Origin of the sequence: Corallococcus sicarius (assembly GCF_003611735.1) — a bacterium.
GTDB lineage: Bacteria > Myxococcota > Myxococcia > Myxococcales > Myxococcaceae > Corallococcus > Corallococcus sicarius.
Map to the genome: position 1 here is coordinate 1 of NZ_RAWG01000010.1, position 24,022 is coordinate 24,022.

Here is a 24,022-nt window from a genome sequence, read left to right on the forward strand (position 1 = left end):
CCAGCGGGTAGCTGGCATCCAGCGGGACGTACACGCCTCCCGCCTTCAGGATGCCCAGCACGCTCACCACCAACTCCAGCGAGCGCTCCACGCACAGGCCCACGCGCACCTCGGGCCCCACGCCCATGGCCCTCAGGTGATGCGCGAGTTGGTTGGCCCGCTGGTTCAACTGCGCGTACGTCAGTCGCTGGCCCTCGTACTCCACCGCCACCGCATGCGGTGTCTTCAGCACCTGGGCTTCAAACAGCTCCGGCAGCGACTTCTCGCGCGGGTACTCCACCGCCGTGCCGCTCCACTCCTTCACCAACCGCTGCTGCTCCTCCGGGCCCATCAGCGGCAGCTCCCACAACCGCTGCTCCGGACTCGCAACCGCCGCCTCCAGCAGCACGCGCAGGTGTCCCAACAGCCGATGCATCGTCTCCGCATCAAACAAGTCGCTGTTGTAGTTCACCGCCGCCACCACTCCGTGCGGCACTTCCTCCACCACCAGTGACAGGTCGTACTTCGACGTCTTTCCTTCCGACTCCATCCCGGAGAGCGTCAGCCCCTGCGCCAGCTTCACCTCTGTCACTGGCGTGTTCTGCAGCGTCAACGTCACCTGGAACAGCGGGCTCCGGCTCAGGTCACGCTCCGGTCGCAGCTCCTCCACCAGCTTCTCGAACGGCACCTCCTGGTGGGCGTATGCCCCCAGCGTCACTTCCCTCACCTGTGCCAACAGCTGACGGAAGCTCTGCTCCAGCGTCAGCTTCGCCCTCAGCACCAGCATGTTGGCGAAGAAGCCAATCAGCCCCTCCGTCTCCGCCTGCGTGCGCCCCGCGATGGGCGAACCCACGCTCACGTCTTCCTGCCCCGAGTAACGCGACAACACCGTCTGGAACGCCGCCAGCAACACCATGAACGGTGTTGCACCCTCGCGCTGTGCCAGGGCCTTCGCGCGATCCCACAGGGACTTGGGCCACTGGTGCTCGAAGTGACCGCCTCGGAAGGTCTGCACCGCGGGACGGGGCCGGTCGGTGGGCAGCTCCAGCGCTCGCGACGCGCCTTCGAGCTGCCGCTTCCAGTAGTTGACCTGCGCCTCCAGGACGTCGCCCTTCAGCCACTCGCGCTGCCACACCGCGTAGTCCGGGTACTGCACCGCCAGCTTGGGGAGCGGTGACGCATGCCCCTGCGAGAAGGCCTCGTACAGCCCTGCCACCTCGCGGACGAGCACGTTCATCGACCAGCCGTCCGACACGATGTGGTGCATCACCAGCACCAACACGTGCTCCTGCTCGGACACCTTCAGAAGGGTCACCCGCAGCAGCGGGCCCCTCTCCAGATCGAACGGCTGGTTCGACTCCTGCTCCGCCTGGCGAGTGGCCTCCACCGCACGGGTTTCTTCCGGCGAGGACTCCAGCTCCACGATCCGGAAGGCCAGCACCGGCTCCTCCGAGATGATCTGGACGGGCCTTCCGTCACGGGTGCTGAACGTCGTCCGCAGCGACTCGTGGCGGCGCACGAGTTCATCGAAGCTCCGATGGAGCACTCCTGTATCCAGGAGGCCCTCCACCCGAACGACCGCGGGCACATTGTAGAAGGCACTGCCTGGCTGCATCTGGTCCAGGAACCACAGCCGCTGCTGCGCGAACGACAGTGGCAATGCCGCCCCAGCGTCCGTGCGCGGCTTCAGCGGCGGGATCGTGAGCGACTGGCCAGCGCGAGCTGACTGTTCAATCCGCTCGGAGAGGGCCGCCACCGTCGGCGTCTCGAACAGCTCCCGCAGGGGCAGCTCGATGCCGAAGGCGCCGCGGATCCGCGACACCACCTGTGTCGCCAGCAACGAGTGCCCGCCCAGCTCGAAGAAGTGGTCCTTCGAGCCGATGCGCTCGACACCCAGCACTTGTGAGTAGAGACCCGCCAGCAGCTCCTCGGTGGGTGTGCGGGGTGCCTCGTACTCGGAGCCGGCCGTGCGAAGCCCAGCCTCCGGCGCGGGCAGGGCCTTGCGGTCCACCTTGCCATTGGGCGTCAGGGGGAGCGCGTCCAGGACCACATAGACCGAGGGCACCATGTACTCCGGCAACCGCTGCTTCAGGTGACTCCGAAGCTCGCTGGCTTCCAGCGCCGCTCCATCACGGGCCGTCACGTAGGCCACCAGTCGCTTGCCTTCCGCGCCGTCCTCTCTCGCCACCACCACCGCTTCGCTGACAGCGGCGTACGCCGCCAGTGCGGCCTCCACTTCGCCCAGCTCGATGCGGTAGCCCCGCACCTTCACCTGCGCGTCACGCCGTCCGAAGAACTCCAGCCGCCCGTCCTCCTGCCACCGCACCACATCTCCTGTGCGGTACAGCCGGTTGCCATGGCCAAAGGGGTTGGGGACGAAGCGCTCCGCCGTCAGCTCCGGCCGGCCGACGTACCCCATGGCCAGTCCTTCGCCACCCACGTACAGCTCGCCCGGCACGCCCGCCGGCACCGGATGCATTGCCCCGTCCAGCACGTACGTCGTGGTGTTCCGGATGGGCCGCCCGATGGAGACCGACGTGCCGACGTCCTCAGGCCGCTCCATCCGGTAGGTGCTGGAGAACGTCGTGTTCTCCGTCGGGCCGTACCCGTTGATGAGCACGCCTCCGGACGCAAGCCGCTCCTTCACGCGGCCCACCGGCAGCACGTCGCCACCGGCCAGGACCTGCTTCACCTTCACCAGGGCTTGCGGCTGACGCGCCTGCATCTGCTCGAAGAGTGCGGCCGTCAGCCACAGCGAGGTGATGCCGGACGCCTCCAGCGTGCGGCCCAGCTCCTCCAGCGACGGCGTTCCCGCCGGGTAGACCACCAGCTTCGCGCCGTGCAGCAGTGCTCCCCAGACCTCCAGCGTCGAGGCGTCGAAGGAGATGGGGGCCAGTTGCAGCCACACTTCTTCCGGCCCGAAGTGCGCGAAGTCCGTCCCCAGCACCAGCCGCGACACGGCCCGGTGCGGTACGCCCACGCCCTTGGGCTGGCCCGTACTGCCCGACGTGAACATCACGTATGCCAGATGGCCACCGCCGACACTCGCGCTCGGGTTGCTCTCAGGCTGACGCGCGATGACCGAGTCCCACTCGGTGTCCACGCACACCACCGGCTCACTCTCGGTGAGGCCCATGGACTGAAGCAGCTTCCGCTGGCCGACCAGCAGTGACACCCCGGCCTCGCGCTTCATCCACGACAGGCGCTCCAGGGGGTAGCTGGCATCCAGCGGGACGTACACGCCTCCCGCCTTCAAGATGCCCAACACGCTCACCACCAACTCCAGCGAGCGCTCCACGCACAGGCCCACCCGTACTTCGGGCCGTACGCCCATGCTCTTCAGGTGGTGCGCCAGTTGGTTGGCCCGCCCGTTCAACGCCGCGTAGGTCAGCTGCTGGCCTTCGTACTCCACGGCCACGGCTTCCGGCGTCTTCAACACCTGGGCTTCGAACAGCTCCGGCAGCGACTTCTCGCGCGGGTACTCCGCCGTCGTTCCGCTCCACTCGCGCACCAACCGCTGCTGCTCTTCCGGCCCCATCAGCGGCAACTCCCACAGCCGCTTCTCTGGCGCCCTCACCGCCTCTTCGAGCAACACGCGCAGGTGCCCCAAGAGCCGCTCCACCGTGCAGCCCTCGAACAAGTCGCTGTTGAACTCCAGCGCGCCCGCGAGGCCTCCGTCGCTCGACTCACCCAGGCCGAGCGTCAGGTCGAACTTCGCCGTCTTCCCCGAGGACTCCGCCGCCTCAAGCTTCAGCCCCGACAGGCTCACCGCACCGCCCGGCGCGTTCTGCAGCACGAACATCACCTGGAAGAGCGGACCCCGGCTCAAGTCACGCTCCGGATGCAGCTCCTCCACCAGCTTCTCGAACGGCACTTCCTGGTGCGCGTACGCCCCCAGCGTCACGTCCCGCACCTGCGCCAGCAGCTGACGGAAGCTCTGCTCCGGCGCCAGCTTCGCCCTCAACACCAGCGTGTTGACGAAGAAGCCAATCAGCCCCTCCGTCTCCCCTCTCGTCCGGTTCGCGATCGCCGAGCCCACGCACACGTCGTCCTGCCCCGCGTACCTGCCCAGCACCGTCTGGAACGCCGCCAGCAACACCATGAAGGGCGTTGCATTCTCCCGCTGCGCCAGTCCCTTCACCGACTCCCAGAGCCCCTTCGGCCACTGCAACAGCCTCGTGTCTCCCCGGAACGTCTGCACTGCCGGGCGCGGCTTGTCCGTCGGCAGTTCCAGCGCTCTTGGCGCTCCGTCCAGCTGCGTCTTCCAGTATCCCAGCTGTTCTTCCAGGACCTCGCCCTTCAGCCATCCGCGCTGCCACACGGCGTAGTCCGCGTACTGCACGGGGAGCTCCGCCAGCGGCGAGACACGGCCCTGCGCGTACGCCTCGTACAGCGCCACGACCTCCCTCACCAACACGCCCATCGACCAGCCGTCCGACACGATGTGGTGCATCACCAGCACCAGCACGTGCTCGTCCTCCGCCAGCTTCAGCAGCGTTGCCCTCAGCAGCGGTCCCTGCTCCAGGTTGAACGGACGCTGGAGTTCCTCTTCGATCCAATGCTGCGCCGTGGCTTCACGCTCCGCCGCCAGCGCGGTGACATCCAGCTGGCGGAAGGACTGGACCGGCTCCTCCGCGATGACCTGCACCGGATCGCCACCTTCCGCGCGGAACGTCGTGCGCAGCGATTCGTGCCGGCGCACCAGCTCGCGGAAGCTGGTCTCCAGGGCCGTGGCATCCAGGTGCCCCGTGAGCTTCACGACCGAGGGCACGTTGTAGAAGGGACTGCCCGGCTCCAACTGATCGAGGAACCACAGTCGCTGCTGCGCGAACGACAGCGGCAGTGGCTTGTCCCGAGGCGCCCGCTTCAGTGGCGGTGCTCGGACCGCGGACTCTTCCTTCCCGAAGCCCTCTTCGATCCGAAGGGCAAGCTTCTCCACCGTGGAGGCTTCGAAGACGTCGCGAAGGGGTAGCTCCACCCGCAGCTCTTCCCTCACCCTCGACACCAACTGCGTGGCCAGCAGCGAGTGGCCCCCCAGTTCGAAGAAGTCTCCGTCCAGGCCTACCTGGGGGGCGTTCAGCACCTCGGCGAAGATGGCCGCCAGCTTCTGCTCGATGGCCGTGCGTGGGGCTGCGAAGTGCTCGGGCTGCGGGCTTCGTGCCTCCGGTGCGGGCAGCGCCTTGCGGTCCACCTTGCCGTTGGGCGTCAGGGGCAGTGCGCCCAGCACCACGTACGCCTGCGGCACCATGTACTCCGGAAGCCGCTGCTTCACGTGGCTCCGAAGTTCGCTGGCCTCCAGCGCCGCACCTTCCTGCGCCGTGACGTAGGCCACCAGTCGCTTGCCTTCGGCTCCGTCTTCCCGGACCACGACGACCGCTTCATGGACTCCCGCGTACTGGGCCAGCGCCGCTTCCACCTCGCCCAGCTCGATGCGGTAGCCCCGCACCTTGACCTGCGTGTCCTTGCGGCCCAGGAACTCCAGCGTGCCGTGACTCAGCCACCGTACCTTGTCGCCTGTGCGGTAGAGCCGCGCTCCGTCTCCGAAGGGGTTGGGGACGAAGCGCTCCGCCGTCAGCTCCGGCCGGTTCACATACCCGACGGCCAGACCTTCGCCGCCCACGTACAGCTCGCCCGGCACGCTCACCGGCACCGGCTGCATCGCACGGTCCAGCACGTACGCCGTCGTGTTCCGGATCGGCCGCCCGATGGACACCGACGTGCCCACCTCTTCGGGCCGCTCCATCCGGTACGTGCTGGAGAACGTCGTGTTCTCCGTCGGGCCGTACCCGTTGATGAGCACGCCTCCGGAGGCAAGCCGCTCCTTCACGCGGCCCACGGGCAGTACGTCGCCACCGGCCAACACCTGGCGCACTCCTGCCAGCGCTCGCGGCTGACGTGCTTGCATCTGCTCGAAGAGTGCGGCCGTCAGCCACAGCGAACTGATACCCGACGCCTCCAGCGTGCGGCCCAGTTCCTCCAGCGACGGCGTACCCGCCGGGTACACCACCAGCTTCGCCCCGTGCAGCAGGCTGCCCCACACTTCCAGCGTGGAGGCGTCGAAGGAGATGGGCGCCAGTTGCAGCCACACCTCTTCCGGCCCGAAGTGCGCGAAGTCCGTCCCCAGCACCAGCCGCGACACGGCTCGATGCGGAACACCCACGCCCTTCGGCTGGCCCGTGCTTCCTGACGTGAACATCACGTACGCCAGATGGCCGCCACCGACACTCGGGCTCGGGTTGCTCTGGGGCTGGCGCGCGATGGACGCCCACTCGGTGTCCACGCACACCACCAACTCACCACCCGAAGCGACTTCGTCCGCCAGCCTCTCCTGGGCGACGAGCAGCGCCACCCCGGCCTCACGCTTCATCCACGACAGTCGCTCCAGGGGGTAGCTCGCATCCAGCGGGACGTACACGCCTCCCGCCTTCAGGATGCCCAGCACGCTCACCACCAGTTCCAGCGAGCGCTCCACGCACAGCCCCACCCGTACTTCAGGCCCCACGCCCATGGCCCTCAGGTGATGCGCGAGTTGGTTGGCCCGTTGGTTCAGCTCCCCATACGTCAGTCGCTGACCCTCGTACTCCACCGCCACCGCATGCGGTGTCTTCAGCACCTGGGCTTCAAACAGCTCCGGCAACGACGTCTCGCGCGGGTACTCCACCGCCGTGCCGCTCCACTCCTTCACCAATTGCTGCTGCTCCTCCGGGCCCATCAGCGGCAGCTCCCACAACCGCTGCTCCGGCCTCGCAACCGCCGCCTCCAACAGCACCCTCAAGTGCCCGAGCATCCGGTCCATCGTCCCGGCCTCGAACAGGTCGCTGTTGTAGTTCACCGCCGCCACCACTCCGTGCGGCACCTCCTCCACCACCAGCGACAGGTCGAACTTCGCCGTCTTCCCCTCCGACTCCATCCCGGAGAGCGTCAGCCCCTGCGCGAGCTTCACCTCCGTCACCGGCGTGTTCTGCAGCGTCAACGTCACCTGGAACAACGGACTGCGGCTCAGGTCACGCTCCGGCCGCAGCTCCTCCACCAGCTTCTCGAAGGGCACTTCCTGGTGCGCGTACGCCCCCAGCGTCACCTCGCGCGTCTGCGCCAGCAGCTCGCGGAAGCTCTGCTCCGGCGTCAGCTTCGCGCGCAGCACCAGCATGTTGGCGAAGAAGCCAATCAGCCCCTCCGTCTCCGCCTGCGTGCGCCCCGCGATGGGCGAACCCACGCAGACGTCGTCCTGCCCCGAGTAGCGCGACAGCACCGTCTGGAACGCCGCCAGCAGCACCATGAACGGCGTCGCACGCTCGCGCCGGCCGAGCACCTCCATGTCGCGCCACAGCGACCTGGGCCACAGCACGTGCCGCAGCTCACCGCGATACGTCTGCACCGCCGGGCGCGGCTTGTCCGTGGGCAGCTCCAGCGCGGCCGGGGCTCCCTCCAGCCGCTGCTTCCAGTAGTCGAGCTGCGCCTCCAGGACGTCGCCCTTCAACCACTCGCGCTGCCACACCGCGTAGTCCGGGTACTGCACCGCCAGCTCCGGCAACTGCGCCGCGCGTCCCAACGAGAACGCCTCGTAGAGCGCGGCCACCTCGCGAACGAGGACGTTCATCGACCAGCCGTCCGACACGATGTGGTGCATCATCAGCACCAGCACGTGCTCCTGATCCCCGAGCCTCAGCAGGGAGGTCCGCAGCAGCGGTCCCTGCTCCAGGTCGAACGGCCGGAGCGCCTCCGCCTCCGCGCGGCGCTGGGCCTCCTGCGCTCGCTCGGCCGCAGGCAGTCCACCCAGGTCCACGACCTCCAGCGCCACCCGGGCCGTTGGCGAGATGACCTGCACGGGCAGACCACCCTCGGCGCGGAACGTCGTCCGCAGCGATTCGTGACGGCGGACGAGCGCGTCGAAGCCGCGCTCCAGGGCGGCCACATCCAGCGGCCCCGTGAGCTTCACCACCGCTGGCACGTTGTAGAACGCACTGCCGGACGCGAGCTGCTCCAGGAACCACAGTCGCTGCTGCGCGAACGACAGTGGCAGGACATCCTTCCGCTCCGCCCTCGGCCTCAGCGGAGGGGCCATGAAGCCCGCGCCGGACCGCACTGAGCGGTCCACCCGCTCGGCGAGCACCGCCACCGTGGGCGCTTCGAAGAGGTCCCGGAGTGGCAACTCGATGCCGAAGGCGCCGCGGATCCGCGAGATGGCCTGCGTCGCCAGCAGCGAGTGCCCGCCCAACTCGAAGAAGCCGCTGTGGATGCCCACCCGCTCCAGGCCCAGGACCTCGGCGAAGAGGCCCGCCAGGACCTCCTCGGTGGCCGTGCGCGGTGCGACGAACGTCTCTGGCTCCGCCGCCTGGAAGTCCGGTGCCGGCAGCGCTCCACGGTCCACCTTGCCGTTGGGCGTCAGGGGCAGCGCCTCCAGCACCACGAAGGCCTGCGGCACCATGTAGTCGGGCAGCGTCCGGCCCAGGAAGTCGCGGAGGGCTTCGGCCTCCAGGGACTGGCCCGGCTTCGGCACGGCGTACGCCACCAGTCGCTTGCCCCCCGTCACCGCGTCGCGAGCCAGCACCACCGCTTCGCGCACCTCGGAGTGCCGCTCCAGCGCGGCCTCCACCTCTCCCGGCTCCACGCGGTAGCCACGGACCTTGAGCTGGTGGTCCACGCGACCGAGGAACTCCACCTGTCCCTCCGCCAGCAGACGGGCCCGGTCTCCCGTGCGGTACATCCGCGCCCCCGGCACGTCCGAGTACGCGTCCGGCACGAAGCGCTCGGCCGTCAGGTCCGGACGGCCCAGGTAGCCGCGGCCCACCGCGCTCCCGCCGATGCACAGCTCTCCCGGGATGCCCGCGGGCACCGGGCGCAGGTGTGCATCCAGGACGTAGATGCGCGCATTGGGAATGGGCCGGCCGAGCGGCACGGACGCGGACACGCGGTCCTCCGCACCACGACCCACGCGCTGCGTGAGCACGCCCACCGTCGTCTCGGTGGGCCCGTAGTGGTTGAACACCACCAGCTCCGGCGACAGCGCGTGCACGCGGTCCATCAGCGCCCAATCGGAGACGTCACCGCCCAGCACCAGGCGCTGGCGTGGCAACACCCGCTGGGGGTTCCCGGACGCCAGGAGCGCCTGCAGGTGCGCGGGGACGATCTTCAGGCAGTCCACCGCCTCGCGTTCGAAGAGCGCGGCCAGCTCCGCCGGATCCGACGCGCGCTCGCGCGACACGAGGTGCAGCGCGCCGCCACGGCAGAGCGTCGGGAAGACGGCCGTATGGCCCAGGTCCGCCGCCAGCGTGGACACGGAGGCGAAGGAGGCGCCTTCCGGAAGCTCCAGCCGGCGCGACACGCCTTCCACGTAGTTGACGATCTGCCGGTGCTCGATGGCCACGCCCTTCGGCCGGCCCGTGGAGCCGGAGGTGAAGATGACGTAGGCGAGGTTCTCCGGCGCCGCCGTGGGCACCGGGTTGCCCTCACTCCGCTCCGAAAGCAGACCCGCGTCCGAGTCCAGGCGGATCACCGCACCGCCGTCCCAGTCCAGGCCGTCCGCCAGCGCCGAGTGCGTGACGAGCGCATGCACTCCTGCATCCGAGAGGACACCCCGGAGGCGCTCGGCGGGGAACGCAAGGTCCAGCGGCACGTAGGCGCCGCCCGACTTGAGGATGCCCCACAGGCCCACCAGGGCGCTGGCGGAGCGGTCCAGGTACAGGCCCACCGCGACGTCCGGGCCCACGCCCAGCGAGCGCAGGTGGTGCGCCAGTTGGTTGGCCCGCCGGTTCAGCTCGCGGTACGTCAGGCGCGAGTCCTCGGCCACGACGGCGAGCGCGTCGGGCGTCCGTTCCACCTGCGCCTCGAAGAGGGCCTGGAGGGTGACGGGCGCGAAGCCGGTGCGGGTGTCGTTCCACTCCACGAGCACGCGGCGCTGCTCCGCCGCTCCCAGCAGCGGCAGCTCCGCCAGACGCGTGTCCGGAGTCCGCACGGCGGCTTCCAGCAGCACGCGCAGGTGGCCGGTCAGCCGGTCCATCGTCCCGGGCTCGAAGAGGTCGCGGTTGTACACGACACTGACCGAGAGCCCCTGCGGCGTCTCGGTCAGCTCCAGCGTCAGGTCGAACTTCGACGTCCCGGCGTCACCGTCCATCCCCGCCAGGGTGAGGCCCGGCAGGCGCAGCTCCACCGTGGGCGTGTTCTGCAGGATGAACATCACCTGGAAGAGCGGGCCGCGGCTCAGGTCGCGCTCGGGCTTGAGCTCCTCCACCAACCGCTCGAAGGGGGTGTCCTGATGCGCATACGCGCCGAGCGTCGTCTCACGCACCTGCGCCAGCAGCTCACGGAACGTCGGGGTGCCGCCGAGCCGGGCCCGCAGCACCAGCGTGTTCACGAAGAAGCCGATGAGCCCCTCCGTCTCGGCCCGGGTGCGGTTGGCGATGGGCGAACCCACGCTCACGTCGTCCTGTCCCGAGTAGCGCGACAGCACCGTCTGGAACGCCGCCAGCAGCACCATGAAGGGCGTCGCGCCCTCCCGGTGTGCGAGCGCCTTCACCGAGTCCCACAGCTCACGAGGCCATTGGACGTCACGGCTGTCGCCCCGGAACAGCTGCACCGCGGGGCGCGGCTTGTCCGTGGGCAGTTCCAGGGCGCGAGGAGCCCCCTGGAGCTGTTGCTTCCACCACGCGAGCTGGGCGTCCAGGACTTCGCCCTTCAGCCACTCGCGCTGCCAGACCGCGTAGTCCGCGTACTGGAGGGGAAGCTCGGGCAGCGGCGACGGCCGGCCCTGTGAGCAGGCCTCGTACAATGCGGCCGTCTCGCGGATGAGGACGCCCATCGACCAGCCGTCCGAGACGATGTGGTGCATCACCAGCACCAGCACGTGCTCCTGCTCGGACAGCTTCACCAGCACCGTGCGCAACAGGGGCCCCTGCTCCAGCTTGAACGGGAGCGAGGCCTCCTGGCCCGACAGCCGCTGTGCCTCTGTCGTGCGCTCCACCTCCGGCAGGTCGCTCAGGTCCACGACACGCAGTCGCACGGGCGACTCCGGCGCGATGACCTGCACGGGCGTGCCGCCCTCGGCATGGAAGGTCGTGCGCAGGGATTCGTGCCGACGCACCAGCGCGTCGAAGGCCTGCTCCAACGCGGCGACCCGCACCGTCCCCGTCAACTTCACCGCCACCGGGATGTTGTAGGACGGGCTCCCCGGCTCCAGCTGATCCAGGAACCAGAGGCGCTGCTGTGCGAACGACAGCGGCAGCGCACCCGTTCGTGGCACCCGCGTCAGCGGTGGCGCGTGGAGGTTCGGCGCGTGGGTGAGTCCGCCTTCCAGGCGCTGTGCCAGCTTCTCCACCGTGGACGCTTCGAAGACGTCCCTCAGGGGCAGCTCCACGTGGAAGGCCTCGCGCACGCGAGACACAAGCTGCGTCGCCAGCAGCGAGTGGCCGCCCAGTTCGAAGAAGTCTCCGTCCAGGCCGACCCGTTCGACGTTCAGCACCTCCGCGAAGATGGATGCCAGCTTCTGCTCGGTGACCGTGCGCGGTGCCACGAACCGGGCGACTGCGGTGCCCTCCGCGTCCGGGGTGGGCAGGGCCTTGCGGTCCACCTTGCCATTGGGCGTCAGCGGCAGTGCGTCCAGCACCACGTACGCCTGCGGCACCATGTACTCCGGCAACCGCTGCTTCAGGTGGCTTCGAAGCTCGCTGGATTCCAGCAATGCTCCGTCCCGCGCCGTCACGTAGGCCACCAGTCGCTTGCCTTCCGTGCCCTCCTCCCGCGCCACCACCACCGCCTCGCCAACCCCGGCGTGCAGGGTCAGTGCGGCTTCCACTTCGCCCAGCTCGATGCGGTAGCCCCGCACCTTCACCTGTCCGTCACGCCGCCCGAAGAACTCCAGTCGCCCGTCCGCCAACCACCGGACCGTGTCGCCCGTGCGGTACAGCCGGGTGCCGTCTCCGAAGGGATTGGGGACGAAGCGCTCGGCCGTCAGCTCCGGCCGGTTCACATACCCGACAGCCAGTCCTTCGCCGCCGACGTACAGCTCGCCCGGCACGCCCGCCGGCACCGGATGCATCGCCCCGTCCAGCACGTACGCTGTCGTGTTCCGGATGGGCTGGCCGATGGACACCGACGTGCCCACCTCCTCCGGCTTCTCCATCCGGTAGGTGCTGGAGAACGTCGTGTTCTCCGTCGGGCCGTACCCGTTGATGAGCATGCCGCCGGAGGCAAGCCGCTCCTTCACGCGGCCCACCGGCAGCACGTCTCCACCGGCCAACACCTGGCGCACTCCTGCCAGGGCTTGCGGTTGCCTCGCCTGCATCTGCTCGAAGAGTGCCGCCGTGAGCCACAGCGACGTGATGCCCGACGCCTCCAGCGTGCGGCCCAGCTCCTCCAGCGACGGCGTGCCCGCCGGGTACACCACCAGCTTCGCGCCGTGCAGCAGTGCGCCCCAGACCTCCAGCGTCGAAGCATCGAAGGAGATGGGCGCCAGTTGCAGCCACACCTCTTCCGGCCCGAAGTGCGCGAAGTCCGTCCCCAGCACCAGCCGCGACACGGCTCGATGCGGAACACCCACGCCCTTCGGCTGGCCCGTGCTTCCTGACGTGAACATCACGTACGCCAGATGGCCGCCACCGACACTCGGGCTCGGGTTGCTCTGGGGCTGGCGCGCGATGGACGCCCATTCGGTGTCCACGCACACCACCAGCTCACCGCCCGAAGCGACTTCGTCCGCCAGCTTCTCCTGGGCGACGAGCAGCGCCACCCCGGCCTCGCGCTTCATCCACGACAGCCGCTCCAGCGGGTAGCTGGCATCCAGCGGGACGTACACGCCTCCCGCCTTCAGGATGCCCAGCACGCTCACCACCAACTCCAGCGAGCGCTCCACGCACAGGCCCACGCGCACCTCGGGCCCCACGCCCATCGCCTTCAGGTGGTGCGCGAGTTGGTTGGCCCGTTGGTTCAACGCCGCGTACGTCAGCCGCTGACCCTCGTACTCCACCGCCACGGCTTCCGGCGTGCGCTGCGCCTGTGCCTCGAAGAGGGCGTGCAGGCTGGCGTCACGCGGGTACTCCACCGCCGTGCCGCTCCACTCCTTCACCAACCGCTGCTGCTCCTCCGGGCCCATCAGCGGCAGCTCCCACAGTCGCTGCTCCGGCCGAGCGACCGCCGACTCCAGCAGCACGCGCAGGTGCCCCACGAGCCGCTGCATCGTCTCCGCTTCGTACAGGTCGCTGTTGTAGTTCACCGCCACGGCGAGTCCGTGCGGCGTCTCTTCGACCAGCAGCGACAGGTCGAACTTCGACGTCTTCTCCTGGGCATCGACGCCCGTCAGCGTCAGCTCCCGCAGCCGGGCCTCGGATACTGGGGTGTTCTGCAGCGTCAACGTGACCTGGAAGAGCGGACTGCGGCTCAGGTCGCGCTCGGGGTGCAGCTCCTCCACCAGCTTCTCGAACGGCACGTCCTGGTGCGCGTACGCCCCCAGCGTCACCTCACGCACCTGCGCGAGCAGCTCACGGAAGCGCTGCCCGGGTGACAGCTTCGTCCTCAGCACCAGCGTGTTGACGAAGAAGCCGATCAGCCCCTCCGTCTCCTCGCGCGTACGGCCCGCGATGGGCGAACCCACGCTCACGTCGTCCTGTCCCGAGTAGCGCGACAGCACCGTCTGGAACGCCGCCAGCAACACCATGAACGGCGTCGCGCCCTCCTTCTGCCCGAGCGCCTTCACCGCGGCCCACAGCTCCACCGGCCACATCGCATCCAGCAGCCCGCCGCGGAACGTCTGCATCGCCGGACGCGGCTTGTCCGTGGCCAGCTCCAGCGCTCGCGGCGCCCCCGCCAGTTGCTTGCGCCAGTACGCGAGCTGCGTCTCCAGCACCTCGCCCTTCAGCCATGCGTGCTGCCAGACCGCATAGTCGCCGTACTGGAGCGGCAGCTCCGGCAGCGGTGAACGCTGGCCCTGGGACAACGCCTCGTAGAGCGCCACCACCTCGCGCACGAGGATGCCCATGGACCACTCGTCCGACACGATGTGGTGCATCACCAGCACCAGCACATGCTCCGTCTCGCGCAGGCGCAGGAGCGTGGCTCGCAGCAACGGGCCCTTCTTCAGGTCAAAGGGCCGCTGGGCCTCCTCCTCGGCCCACCGCTTCGCCTCCGCGTCGCGGTCCGCTTCCAACACCTCTTCCAACGACACGACCGCGAACGCGAGCACCGGCTCCGGCGAGATGACCTGCACGGGCGTGCCGCCCTCGGCGCGGAACGTCGTGCGCAGCGACTCGTGCCGACGCACCAGCTCCTCGAAGCTCCACTCCAGCGCGCTCGCATCCAGCGGCCCGGTGAGCTTCACCACCGCGGGCACGTTGTAGAAGGCGCTCCCCGGCTGGAGCTGATCCAGGAACCACAGTCGCTGCTGCGCGAACGACAGCGGCAGCTCACGAGTCCCTGGCATCACCTGGAGCCGGGGCATCGGCAGCGCGGGCCCGCGCCGCTGGGCCTGGTCCACCCGCCGTGCCAGCTCGGCCACCGCGGGGGCCTCGAACAGCTCGCGCAGCGCGAGCTCCACGCGGAAGGTCGACCGCACCCTCGACACGAGCTGCGTGGCCAGCAGCGAGTGCCCGCCCAGCTCGAAGAAGCCGTCGTGCACCCCGACGCGCTCCACGTTCAGCAACCGGCTGAAGAACCCGCACAGCAACTCTTCCGTGGGGGTGCGCGGCGCGACGTATTCGCGCTCGGTGACGTCCACGTCCGGCGCGGGCAGGGCCTTGCGGTCCACCTTGCCGTTCGGCAGCAACGGCAGGGACTCCAGGACCACGAACCGCGAGGGCACCATGGGCGGTGGAAGACGCCGGCCCAGGTGGGCCTTCAGCTCCGTGGCGTCCAGACCGCCGGAGGATTCCGCGAAGACACGGGGCACCACATAGGCCACGAGCCGCGTGTCACCCGGCACGTCCTCACGCGCGACCACCACCGCGAGGTGCACGGCCGGGTGCTCCGCCAGCACCGCCTCCACCTCGCCCGGCTCGACGCGGTAGCCGCGCACCTTCACCTGCGCGTCCACCCGGCCCAGGAACTCCAGCGAGCCCCCCGTGAGCCAGCGCACCCGATCCCCCGTGCGGTACAGCCGTGCGCCCGGCTCGCCACCCAGCGTGTCCGGCCCGAAGCGCTCCGCCGTCAGGTCCGGCCGGCCCACATAGCCGCGCGCCAGGCCATCGCCGCCGATGAACAGCTCTCCAGGGACTCCCTCGGGGACCGGCTGCCCCCGGGTGTCCAGCACGTACGCCCTCGTGTTCCCGATGGGACGACCGATGGGCACGGTGGGGCCCTCGCCCGGATCGCCTCCGAGCCATGCCGTCGCATCGACGGTCGTCTCGGTGGGCCCATAGGCATTGACGAGGAGCGTGGACGGCAGCCGCGTCTGCATCTTGCGGACGAACTCCACCGGGAGCGCCTCGCCACCGGACAACAGCACGCGCAGGCCCGCCGCGCGCTCCACGCGCTCATCCTGCAGCAGGACGCGGAGCTGCGATGGCACGAGCTGGAGCACCGTCACCCGCTGGCGCTCCAGCGAGGCCAGCAGCGCGTCCGTGTCCCCTTCCGCGTCAGCCGGCGCGAGCACCAGTCGGGCACCCGATACCAACGTGGCCAGCACCTCCGGCACCGAGGCATCGAAGCCGAGCGAGGCCTTCTGCAGCACCCGGTCCCCTCCTCCCAGCGCCAGCGCGGAGCTGAACCACGCCGTGTGCCGTGCGAGCGCACGGTGGGAGACGACCACGCCCTTGGGGCGGCCGGTGGAGCCGGAGGTGAAGAGGACATAGGCGGCGTTGTCCGCCACCACGCCTGAGTCCCACGTCCCGGTGGACTCCGTCCCCAGGTCGTCCTCGAGCAACACCACGGGCGTCGCGCTCACGGGCAGCACGTCCCGCAGGGCGCGCTGGGTGAGCAGCACCGCGGGCCGCGCATCCTCCAGCATCAGGGCCAGGCGTTCGCGCGGAGCGTCCGGCTCCAGCGGCACCCATGCGCCCCCTGCCTCCAGGATGGCCAGGAGCCCCATCACCATGTCGGGCGAGCGGCGGGCGCACAGGCCCACGCGCACCTCGGGCCCTACGCCGAGCCTGCGCAGGTGCCCGGCCAGCGAGCGCGTCCGCGCCAACAGCTCCGCATAGGAGAGCTCCCCTCCCTCCCAGGAGAGCGCGACGGCTTCAGGCTTGCTTGCCGCGAGCGCCGCCCACTGCACGTGTACGGGCGTGTCGCGGGGGTACTCCACCGCCGTGTCGTTCCACTCGACGAGCAGCCGGTGCCGCTCCTCGGACGACAGCAGCGGCAGCGCGGCCAGGCGCTGATCCGGTGCGGACACCGCCGCCTCCAGCAGCGTGAGCCAGTGCGTGGCCAGCCGTTGGATGGTGGAGGAGTCGAAGAGGTCGGAGTTGTATTCGAACACACCGGAGAAGCCGTCCGGCAGGCCCTCCAGCGCCAGCGTGAGGAAGAACTTCGCGGCGCCGAACTCCGTGTCCAACGCGCTCATCACGAGCCCGGACACATCCGCCGTGGGCACGGGCGTGTTCTGCAGCGAGAACATCACCTGGAACAGCGGCGAGTGGCCGAGGCTGCGCTCAGGCTGGAGCTCCTCCACGAGCTGTTCAAAGGGAACGTCCTGATGCGCGTAGGCCCCGAGGGCGGCGTCCTTCACCTCGCCGAGCAGGGTGCGGAACGGCTTCTCCGCGGACGGACGCGCCCGCAGCGCCAGCGTGTTGACGAAGAAGCCGATGAGCCCTTCCGTCTCCGCGCGGTTGCGGCCGGCAACGGGCGTGCCCACCACGAGGTCATCCTGGCCCGAGTAACGGGACAGCAGCGCCTGGAAGCTCGCGAGCAGCACCATGAAGGCCGTGGCGCCTTCCCGCTGTGCCAGGGCCATCACGGCCGACGAGAGGGTCCGGGACAGGCGCACTGGTATGGTGGCGCCGCGGAAGGTCTGCACGGCGGGCAGCGGCCTGTCGGTGGGGATCGCGAGCACGTAGGGCGCGCCCTCGAGTTGCTGGCGCCACCAGTCGAGCTGCCCCCGAAGCGCACCACTCTCCATCCAGGCGCGCTGCCAGACGGCGAAGTCGGCGTACTGCACCTCCAGCTCGGGCAGGGGTGAGGGCCGGTCCTCGCGGAACGCGCTGTAGAGCGCGCCAATCTCCCGGACGATGACGCCCAGGCTCCACCCGTCCGAGACGATGTGGTGCATGTTCGTCAGCAGCACGTGCTCCTGCTCCGTGCGCTTCAGCAGGCGCGTGCGGAGCAGTGGACCGCTGGAGAGGTCGAACGGGCGGAGTGATTCCTCGCGCAGCAGCCGGTGGACCTCCTCCTCGGATTGCTCCGGCGGAAGCGCGGACAGGTCCACCCCGGTCAAGGCGAGCACCGGCTGCTGGGAGATGATCTGCACGGGCGTGCCGCCCTCGGTGCGGAACGTCGTGCGGAGCACCTCGTGACGGCGCACCAGCTCGCGAAGGCCGCGCTCCAGGGCGTCCACGTGCAGCGGGCCCAACAGCCGGATGGCGAGCGGGATGTTGTAGAACGGGCTTCCCGGCTCCAGCTGGTCGAGGAACCACAGGCGCTGCTGCGCGAAGGACAGCGGCAGCGAGCCCAGGCGCGGCACCCGCTTCAGCGGCGGTGCCTGGAGTGCCGAGACACCCGCCTGCTTTTCATCCACCCGCAGGGCCAGCTTCTCCACCGTGGAGGCTTCGAAGATGTCCCGCAGGGGCAGCTCCACGCGGAACGCCTCGCGCACGCGAGACACCACCTGCGTGGCCAGGAGCGAGTGGCCGCCCAGTTCGAAGAAGTCTCCGTCCAGGCCGATGCGCTCGACGTTCAGCACCTCGGCGAAGATGGCCGCCAGCTTCTGCTCGGTGGCCGTGCGCGGTGCGGCGAAGTGCTCGGGCTGCGGGCTTCGCGCCTCCGGTGCGGGCAGCGCCTTGCGGTCCACCTTGCCGTTGGGCGTCAGGGGCAGCGTGGCCAGCACCACGTAGGCCGACGGCACCATGTACTCCGGCAGCCGCTGCTTCACGTGGCTTCGAAGTTCGCTGGCTTCCAGCGCCGCGCCCTCTTGCGCCGTGACGTACGCGACCAGTCGCTTGCCTTCGGTTCCGTCTTCCCGGGCCACGACGACTGCTTCATGGACTCCGGCGTACTGGGCCAGCGCCGCTTCCACTTCGCCCAGTTCGATGCGGTAGCCCCGCACCTTCACCTGTCCGTCACGCCGTCCGAAGAACTCCAGCCGTCCGTCCGCCAACCACCGGACCGTGTCGCCCGTGCGGTACAGCCGGGTGCCGTCTCCGAAGGGATTGGGGACGAAGCGTTCGGCTGTCAGCTCGGGCCGGTTCAGGTACCCGACGGCCAGTCCTTCGCCGCCGACGTACAGCTCACCCGGCACGCCCACCGGCACCGGCTGCATCGCCCCGTCCAGCACGTACCCCGTCGTGTTCCGGATGGGCCGGCCGATGGACACCGACGTGCCCACGTCCTCGGGCCGCTCCATCCGGTAGGTGCTGGTGAAGGTCGCGTTCTCCGTCGGCCCGTACCCGTTGATGAGCACGCCTCCGGAGGCCAGCCGCTCCTTCACGCGACCCACGGGCAGCACGTCGCCACCGGCCAGCACCTGCTTCACCTTCGCCAGGGCTTGCGGCTGACGTGCCTGCATCTGCTCGAAGAGCGCGGCCGTCAGCCACAGCGACGTGATGCCCGACGCCTCCAGCGCGCGGCCCAGTTCCTCCAGCGACGGCGTACCCGCCGGGTACACCACCAGCTTCGCCCCGTGCAGCAGGCTGCCCCACACTTCCAGCGTGGAGGCGTCGAAGGAGATGGGCGCCAGTTGCAGCCACACCTCCTCCGACCCGAAGTGCGCGAAGTCCGTTCCCAGCACCAACCGCGACACGGCCCGGTGCGGTACGCCCACGCCCTTGGGCTGGCCCGTGCTGCCCGACGTGAACATCACGTACGCCAGGTGGCCGCCGCCGACTCGCGCAGCCAGGTTGCTCTCCGGTTGGCGCGCGATGGACGCCCACTCGGCGTCCACGCACACCACCAGCTCACCGCCAGAGGCCACCTCGTCCGCCAACTTCTCCTGGGCGACGAGCAGCGCCACCCCGGCCTCGCGCTTCATCCACGACAGCCGCTCCAGCGGGTAGCTGGCATCCAGCGGGACGTACACGCCTCCCGCCTTCAGGATGCCCAGCACGCTCACCACCAACTCCAGCGAGCGCTCCACGCACAGGCCCACGCGCACCTCGGGACCTACGCCCATCGCCTTCAGGTGGTGCGCGAGCTGATTGGCCCGCCGGTTCAACTGCGCGTACGTCAGTCGCTGCCCCTCGTACTCCACCGCCACGGCTTCCGGCGTCTTCAACACCTGCGCTTCGAACAGCTCCGGTAGCGACGTCTCGCGCGGGTACTCCGTCGCCGTGCCGCTCCATTCCTTCACCAGCCGCTGCTGCTCCTCGGGCCCCATCAGCGGCAGCTCCCACAGCCGCTGCTCCGGCCTCGCGACCGCCGACTCCAACAGCACCCTCAAGTGCCCGAGCATCCGGTCCATCGTCCCGGCCTCGAACAGGTCGCTGTTGTAATTGACCATCGCGACCACGCCGTCCTGCAACTCCTCCACCACCAGCGACAGGTCGAACTTCGACGTCTTCTCCTCCGCCTCCATCCCCTTCAGGGTGATGCCACGCAGCTGGACCTCGGACGCGGGGGTGTTCTGCAGCGTCAGCGTCACCTGGAACAGCGGGCTCCGGCTCAGGTCGCGCTCTGGGTGCAGCTCCTCCACCAGCTTCTCGAACGACACGTCCTGGTGCGCATAGGCGCCCAGCGTCACCTCACGCACCTGAGCCAGCAGCTCGCGGAAGCGCTGCCCGGGTGACAGCTTCGTCCTCAGCACCAGCGTGTTGACGAAGAAGCCGATCAGCCCCTCCGTCTCCGAGTGCGAGCGCCCCGCGAGCGGCGCGCCCACGCTCACATCGTCCTGCCCCGAGTAGCGCGACAGCACGGTCTGGAACGCCGCCAGCAACACCATGAAGGGCGTCGCACCCTCGCGCCGGCCGAGCGCCTCCATGTCGCGCCACAGCGCCTTGGGCCAGCGCACGAGCCGGTTCGCGCCCCGGAACGTCTGCGCCACGGGACGAGGCTTGTCGGTGGGCAGCTCCAGCGCTCGTGGCGCCCCCGACAGTTGCTTGCGCCAGTACGCGAGCTGCGCTTCCAGCACCGGGCCCTTCAGCCACTCGCGCTGCCACATCGCGAAGTCCGGATACTGCACGGGCAGCTCCGGCAACGGCGACGGCTGGCCCTGGGCCAGGGCCTCGTACAGCGCGGACACCTCGCGCACGAGGATGCCCATGGACCAGTAGTCCGACACGATGTGGTGCATCACCAGCACCAGCACATGCTCGTGCTCAGACACCTTCAGCAGGACCGTGCGCAACAGCGGCCCCTGCTCCAGCGAGAACGGGCGGCGCACTTCTTCCTCGGCCCGGAGCTTCACCGTGGCCTCGCGCTCGCTCTCGGGCAGCGTGGACAGGTCCACCACCTCGAGCGGCACCCGGGCCTCGGGGATGATGACCTGCACCGGCGACCCGCCCACGGCGCGGAACGTGGTGCGCAGCGATTCGTGCCGATGCACCAGCGCCTCGAAGGCGCGCTCCAGCGCTCCCACGTCCAGCGCGCCCGTCATCCGCACCGGGGCCCAGAGGTTGTAGGACGTGTTCGTCGGATCGAGCTGCGCGAGGAACCACAAGCGCTGCTGTGCGAAGGACAGCGGAGCCGTGCCGTCTTCGCGCGCCATGCGCTTCAGCGGCGGCGCCGGGATGCCCGCGACAGCCACCGCCCTTGAGATCCGCTCCGCCAGCGCCGCCACCGTGGGCGACTCGAAGACGTCTCGCAGCGGCAGGTCCACCCGGAAGGCCTCACGCACCCGCGCGACCAACTGCATGGCCAGCAGCGAGTGTCCGCCCACCTCGAAGAAGTTGTCGTGCAGCCCCACCGACTCCAGGCGCAGCACCTCCGCCCAGAAGCCCGCCAGCATCTGCTCCGCCGGGGTGCGCGGCGCGACGTGCGCCTGCTTCCGGGGCTCCCGCACCGCCTCCGGCGCGGGCAGCGCCTTGCGGTCCACCTTCCCGTTGGGCAGCAGCGGAAGCCGCTCCAACACCACCACCGCCTGCGGCACCATGAACCGCGGCAGTCGCTGCTCCAGCCCCGCGCGGACGTCGCTGCTCTCCAGCGCCTGCCCCTCGCGGGCCACCACGTAGGCCACCAGCCGCTTGTCGCCCGGTGCGTCCTCGCGCACCACGACGAGCGCCTCGCGCACACCCGGCTGCCCGAGCAGGGCCGACTCCACTTCGCCCGGCTCGATGCGATGGCCCCGCACCTTCACCTGCGTGTCGCCACGGCCCAGGTACTCCAGGACGCCGTCCCGCCTCCAGCGCGCCTGGTCTCCAGTGCGGTACAGCCGCGCGCCCGGCTCGCCATCGAAGGGGCCCGGCACGAAGCGCTCCGCCGTCAGCTCCGGCCGCCCGAGGTATCCACGCGCCACGCCTTCGCCGCCGATGTACAGCTCGCCCACCACGCCCGCGGGAACCAGCTCCCGTTCACCGTCGAGGACATAGATGCGCACGTTCGTCAGCGGCCGACCGATGGCCACCTCACGCCCCGAGTCCTCGGGCCCGGCGGCCAGGTCCACCGACGTGGCCACCGCCGTCACCTCGGTGAGCCCGTAGGTGTTCAGCAGGGGCACCGCGCTGCCCACCCGTCGGCGCCACTGCGCCACCCGCTCGGGCACCGCGCGCTCGCCGCCGATGACCACCCACTTCAAGCCCGCGGGCAGCCGGGCCTTGCCCTCGTCCAGGCTCGCCGTCACCTCGTGCCAGAAGGCCGTGGGCAGGTTGAGCTGGGTGATGCCCGCCGCCTCGCACCGGGCCAGGAAGGCGTCCGGCACGTCCAGCATCTCCGGCGTGCGCAGCACCAGCGTGCCGCCCCGCGTGAGGCACGGATAGATCTCCTCCGCGCTCGTGTCCCAGCTGATGGACGCGAACTGGAGCACCCGGTCCCCCGGCTCCACCGGGCAGATCCGCCACTCCGCGCGGATGAAGTTCACCAGCGATCGGTGCTGCACCACCACACCCTTCGGACGCCCCGTGGAGCCCGATGTGTAGAGCACGTAGGCTGCGGCTTCCGGCGGCACCCGCACCCCAGGCGCCGTCGCATCGCCCTCCTGCGTGAGCGAGTCCACGTCCAGCCACACGCAGCCCGGCGCCCCGCCCAGCTTCTCGCGGAACGCCTCGCGCGACACCACCACGCGCGCACCGCTGTCCTCCAGCATGAAGCCCAGCCGCTCCGCCGGGTACTCCGGGTCCAGCGGCACGTAGGCACCGCCCGCCTTGAGCACGCCCAGGAGCGCGGCCAGCATGTCCACCGAGCGATCCACGCACACGGCCACCCGGGACTCCAACCCCACCCCGAGCTCCCGCAGCCGCGTCGCCACGCGGTTCGCCCGTGCGTCCAGCTCGCGGTACGTCACGGAGTCGCTGCCCGAGATCACGGCCGTGGCCTCAGGAGTGCTCGCGACCTGCGCCTCGAACAGCGCATGGGCGCCGCCATCCAGAGGCAGCACCTCACCCGCCCCGTTCCACTCCACCAGCAGCCGGTGCCGCTCCGTCGCCCCGAGCAGCGGCAGGGTCTCCACCGCGCGATCCGGAGACTCCAGCGCCGCGTCGAGCAGCGACTCCAGATGGCCCAGCATCCCTTCAACGGTGACCGCGTCGTACAGGTCCGCGTTGTACGTGGTCGCCAGCGCGATGCCTTCGGGGCCTCGCGCCATCATCAGGGTCAGGTCCAGCTCCGTGCTCGTCACGTCCGCGTCGAGCATCCGCACGCGCAGCCCCGGCACCGCGAGGACCCGAGGCAGCGCATCCAGCTGCCCGAAGAGCACCTGGAACATCGGCGCGCGCGTCAGGTCACGCTCCACGCCCAGCGCCTTCAGCAGTGGCTCGAAGGGGACGTGGGGGTGCGCGAAGGCCTCCACCGTGCCCGCCTTCGCGCGGCGCAGCAGCTCGCGGAAGCCCGGTCGGCCCGACAGGTCCGCTCGCAGCACCAGCGGCTCGAAGAAGAGGCCGATCAGCCCCTCCGTCTCCTTCCGGCTCCGGTTCGCGAACGGCGCGCCGATGAGCAGGTCCTTCTGCCCGCTGTACCGGGACAGCAGCGCCTGGAGCCCGGCCAGCACGGCCATGAAGAGCGTGGCGCCCTCGCCCCGCGCCAGCGCTTCCAACCGCTCCACCAACGGCAGGGGCAGCACGGCCTTGTGCTGCCGAGCCCGTCCCGTCGCCGAACGCCTCGGCCGGTCCGTGGGCAGCTCCAGTGCGTGCGGCGCGCCCTCCAACCGCTTGCGCCAGAACTCGAGGTGCGCGTCCAACGCCTCGCCCCGCAGCTGTCCCCGCTGCCACGCGGCGTAGTCCGCGAACTGCAGTGGCAGCTCCGGCAGCGGCGAGGGCTGACCCTGGGAGAAGGCCCCATGGAGCGCCACCACCTCATGGGTGAGCACGCCCATGGACCAGCCGTCGGAGATGATGTGGTGCAGCACCACCAGGAGCACGTGCCGCTCCGGCGTCATCCGCAGCAGCACCACCCGGGCCAGCGGGCCGCGCGCCAGGTCGAACGGCGTCTGCATCTCCCGTTCGATGCGCTGGCGCACCGAGGCCTCGCGCTCCTGCTCCGGAGTGTCCTCCAGCCCCTCCACGGTGAACGGAAGCCGGACCTGGGCCTCCACGAGCTGCACCGGCGTCCCGGAGACCTCGCCGAAGTGCGTGCGCAGCGACTCATGGCGGCGCGCCACCTCCTGGAAGCACCGCTCCAGCACGGCCGCGTCCAGGCGTCCCGACAGCTCCACCACCAGCGGCAGGTTGTAGGCCGCGAGCCCGGGCGACAGCTGCTCCAGGAACCACATCCGCTGCTGGGAGAACGTCAGCGGCAACGCGGGCCGGGGCTTCTTCTCCAACCGCTTCGCGAGCAGCGCGAGCTTCTCCTCGCGCGTGAGCGTGGGCTTCTTGTCGGTGTCGTTCCCCAT

Annotated in this window: 1 protein-coding gene; it reads right to left on the reverse strand. The window is 70.0% G+C overall.

The window, feature by feature from the left end; translation table 11 throughout:
* Nucleotides 1–24,022 (reverse strand): non-ribosomal peptide synthase/polyketide synthase (locus D7X12_RS02665; RefSeq protein WP_120623689.1); only part of this gene is annotated, 24,022 nt, incomplete at its 3' end.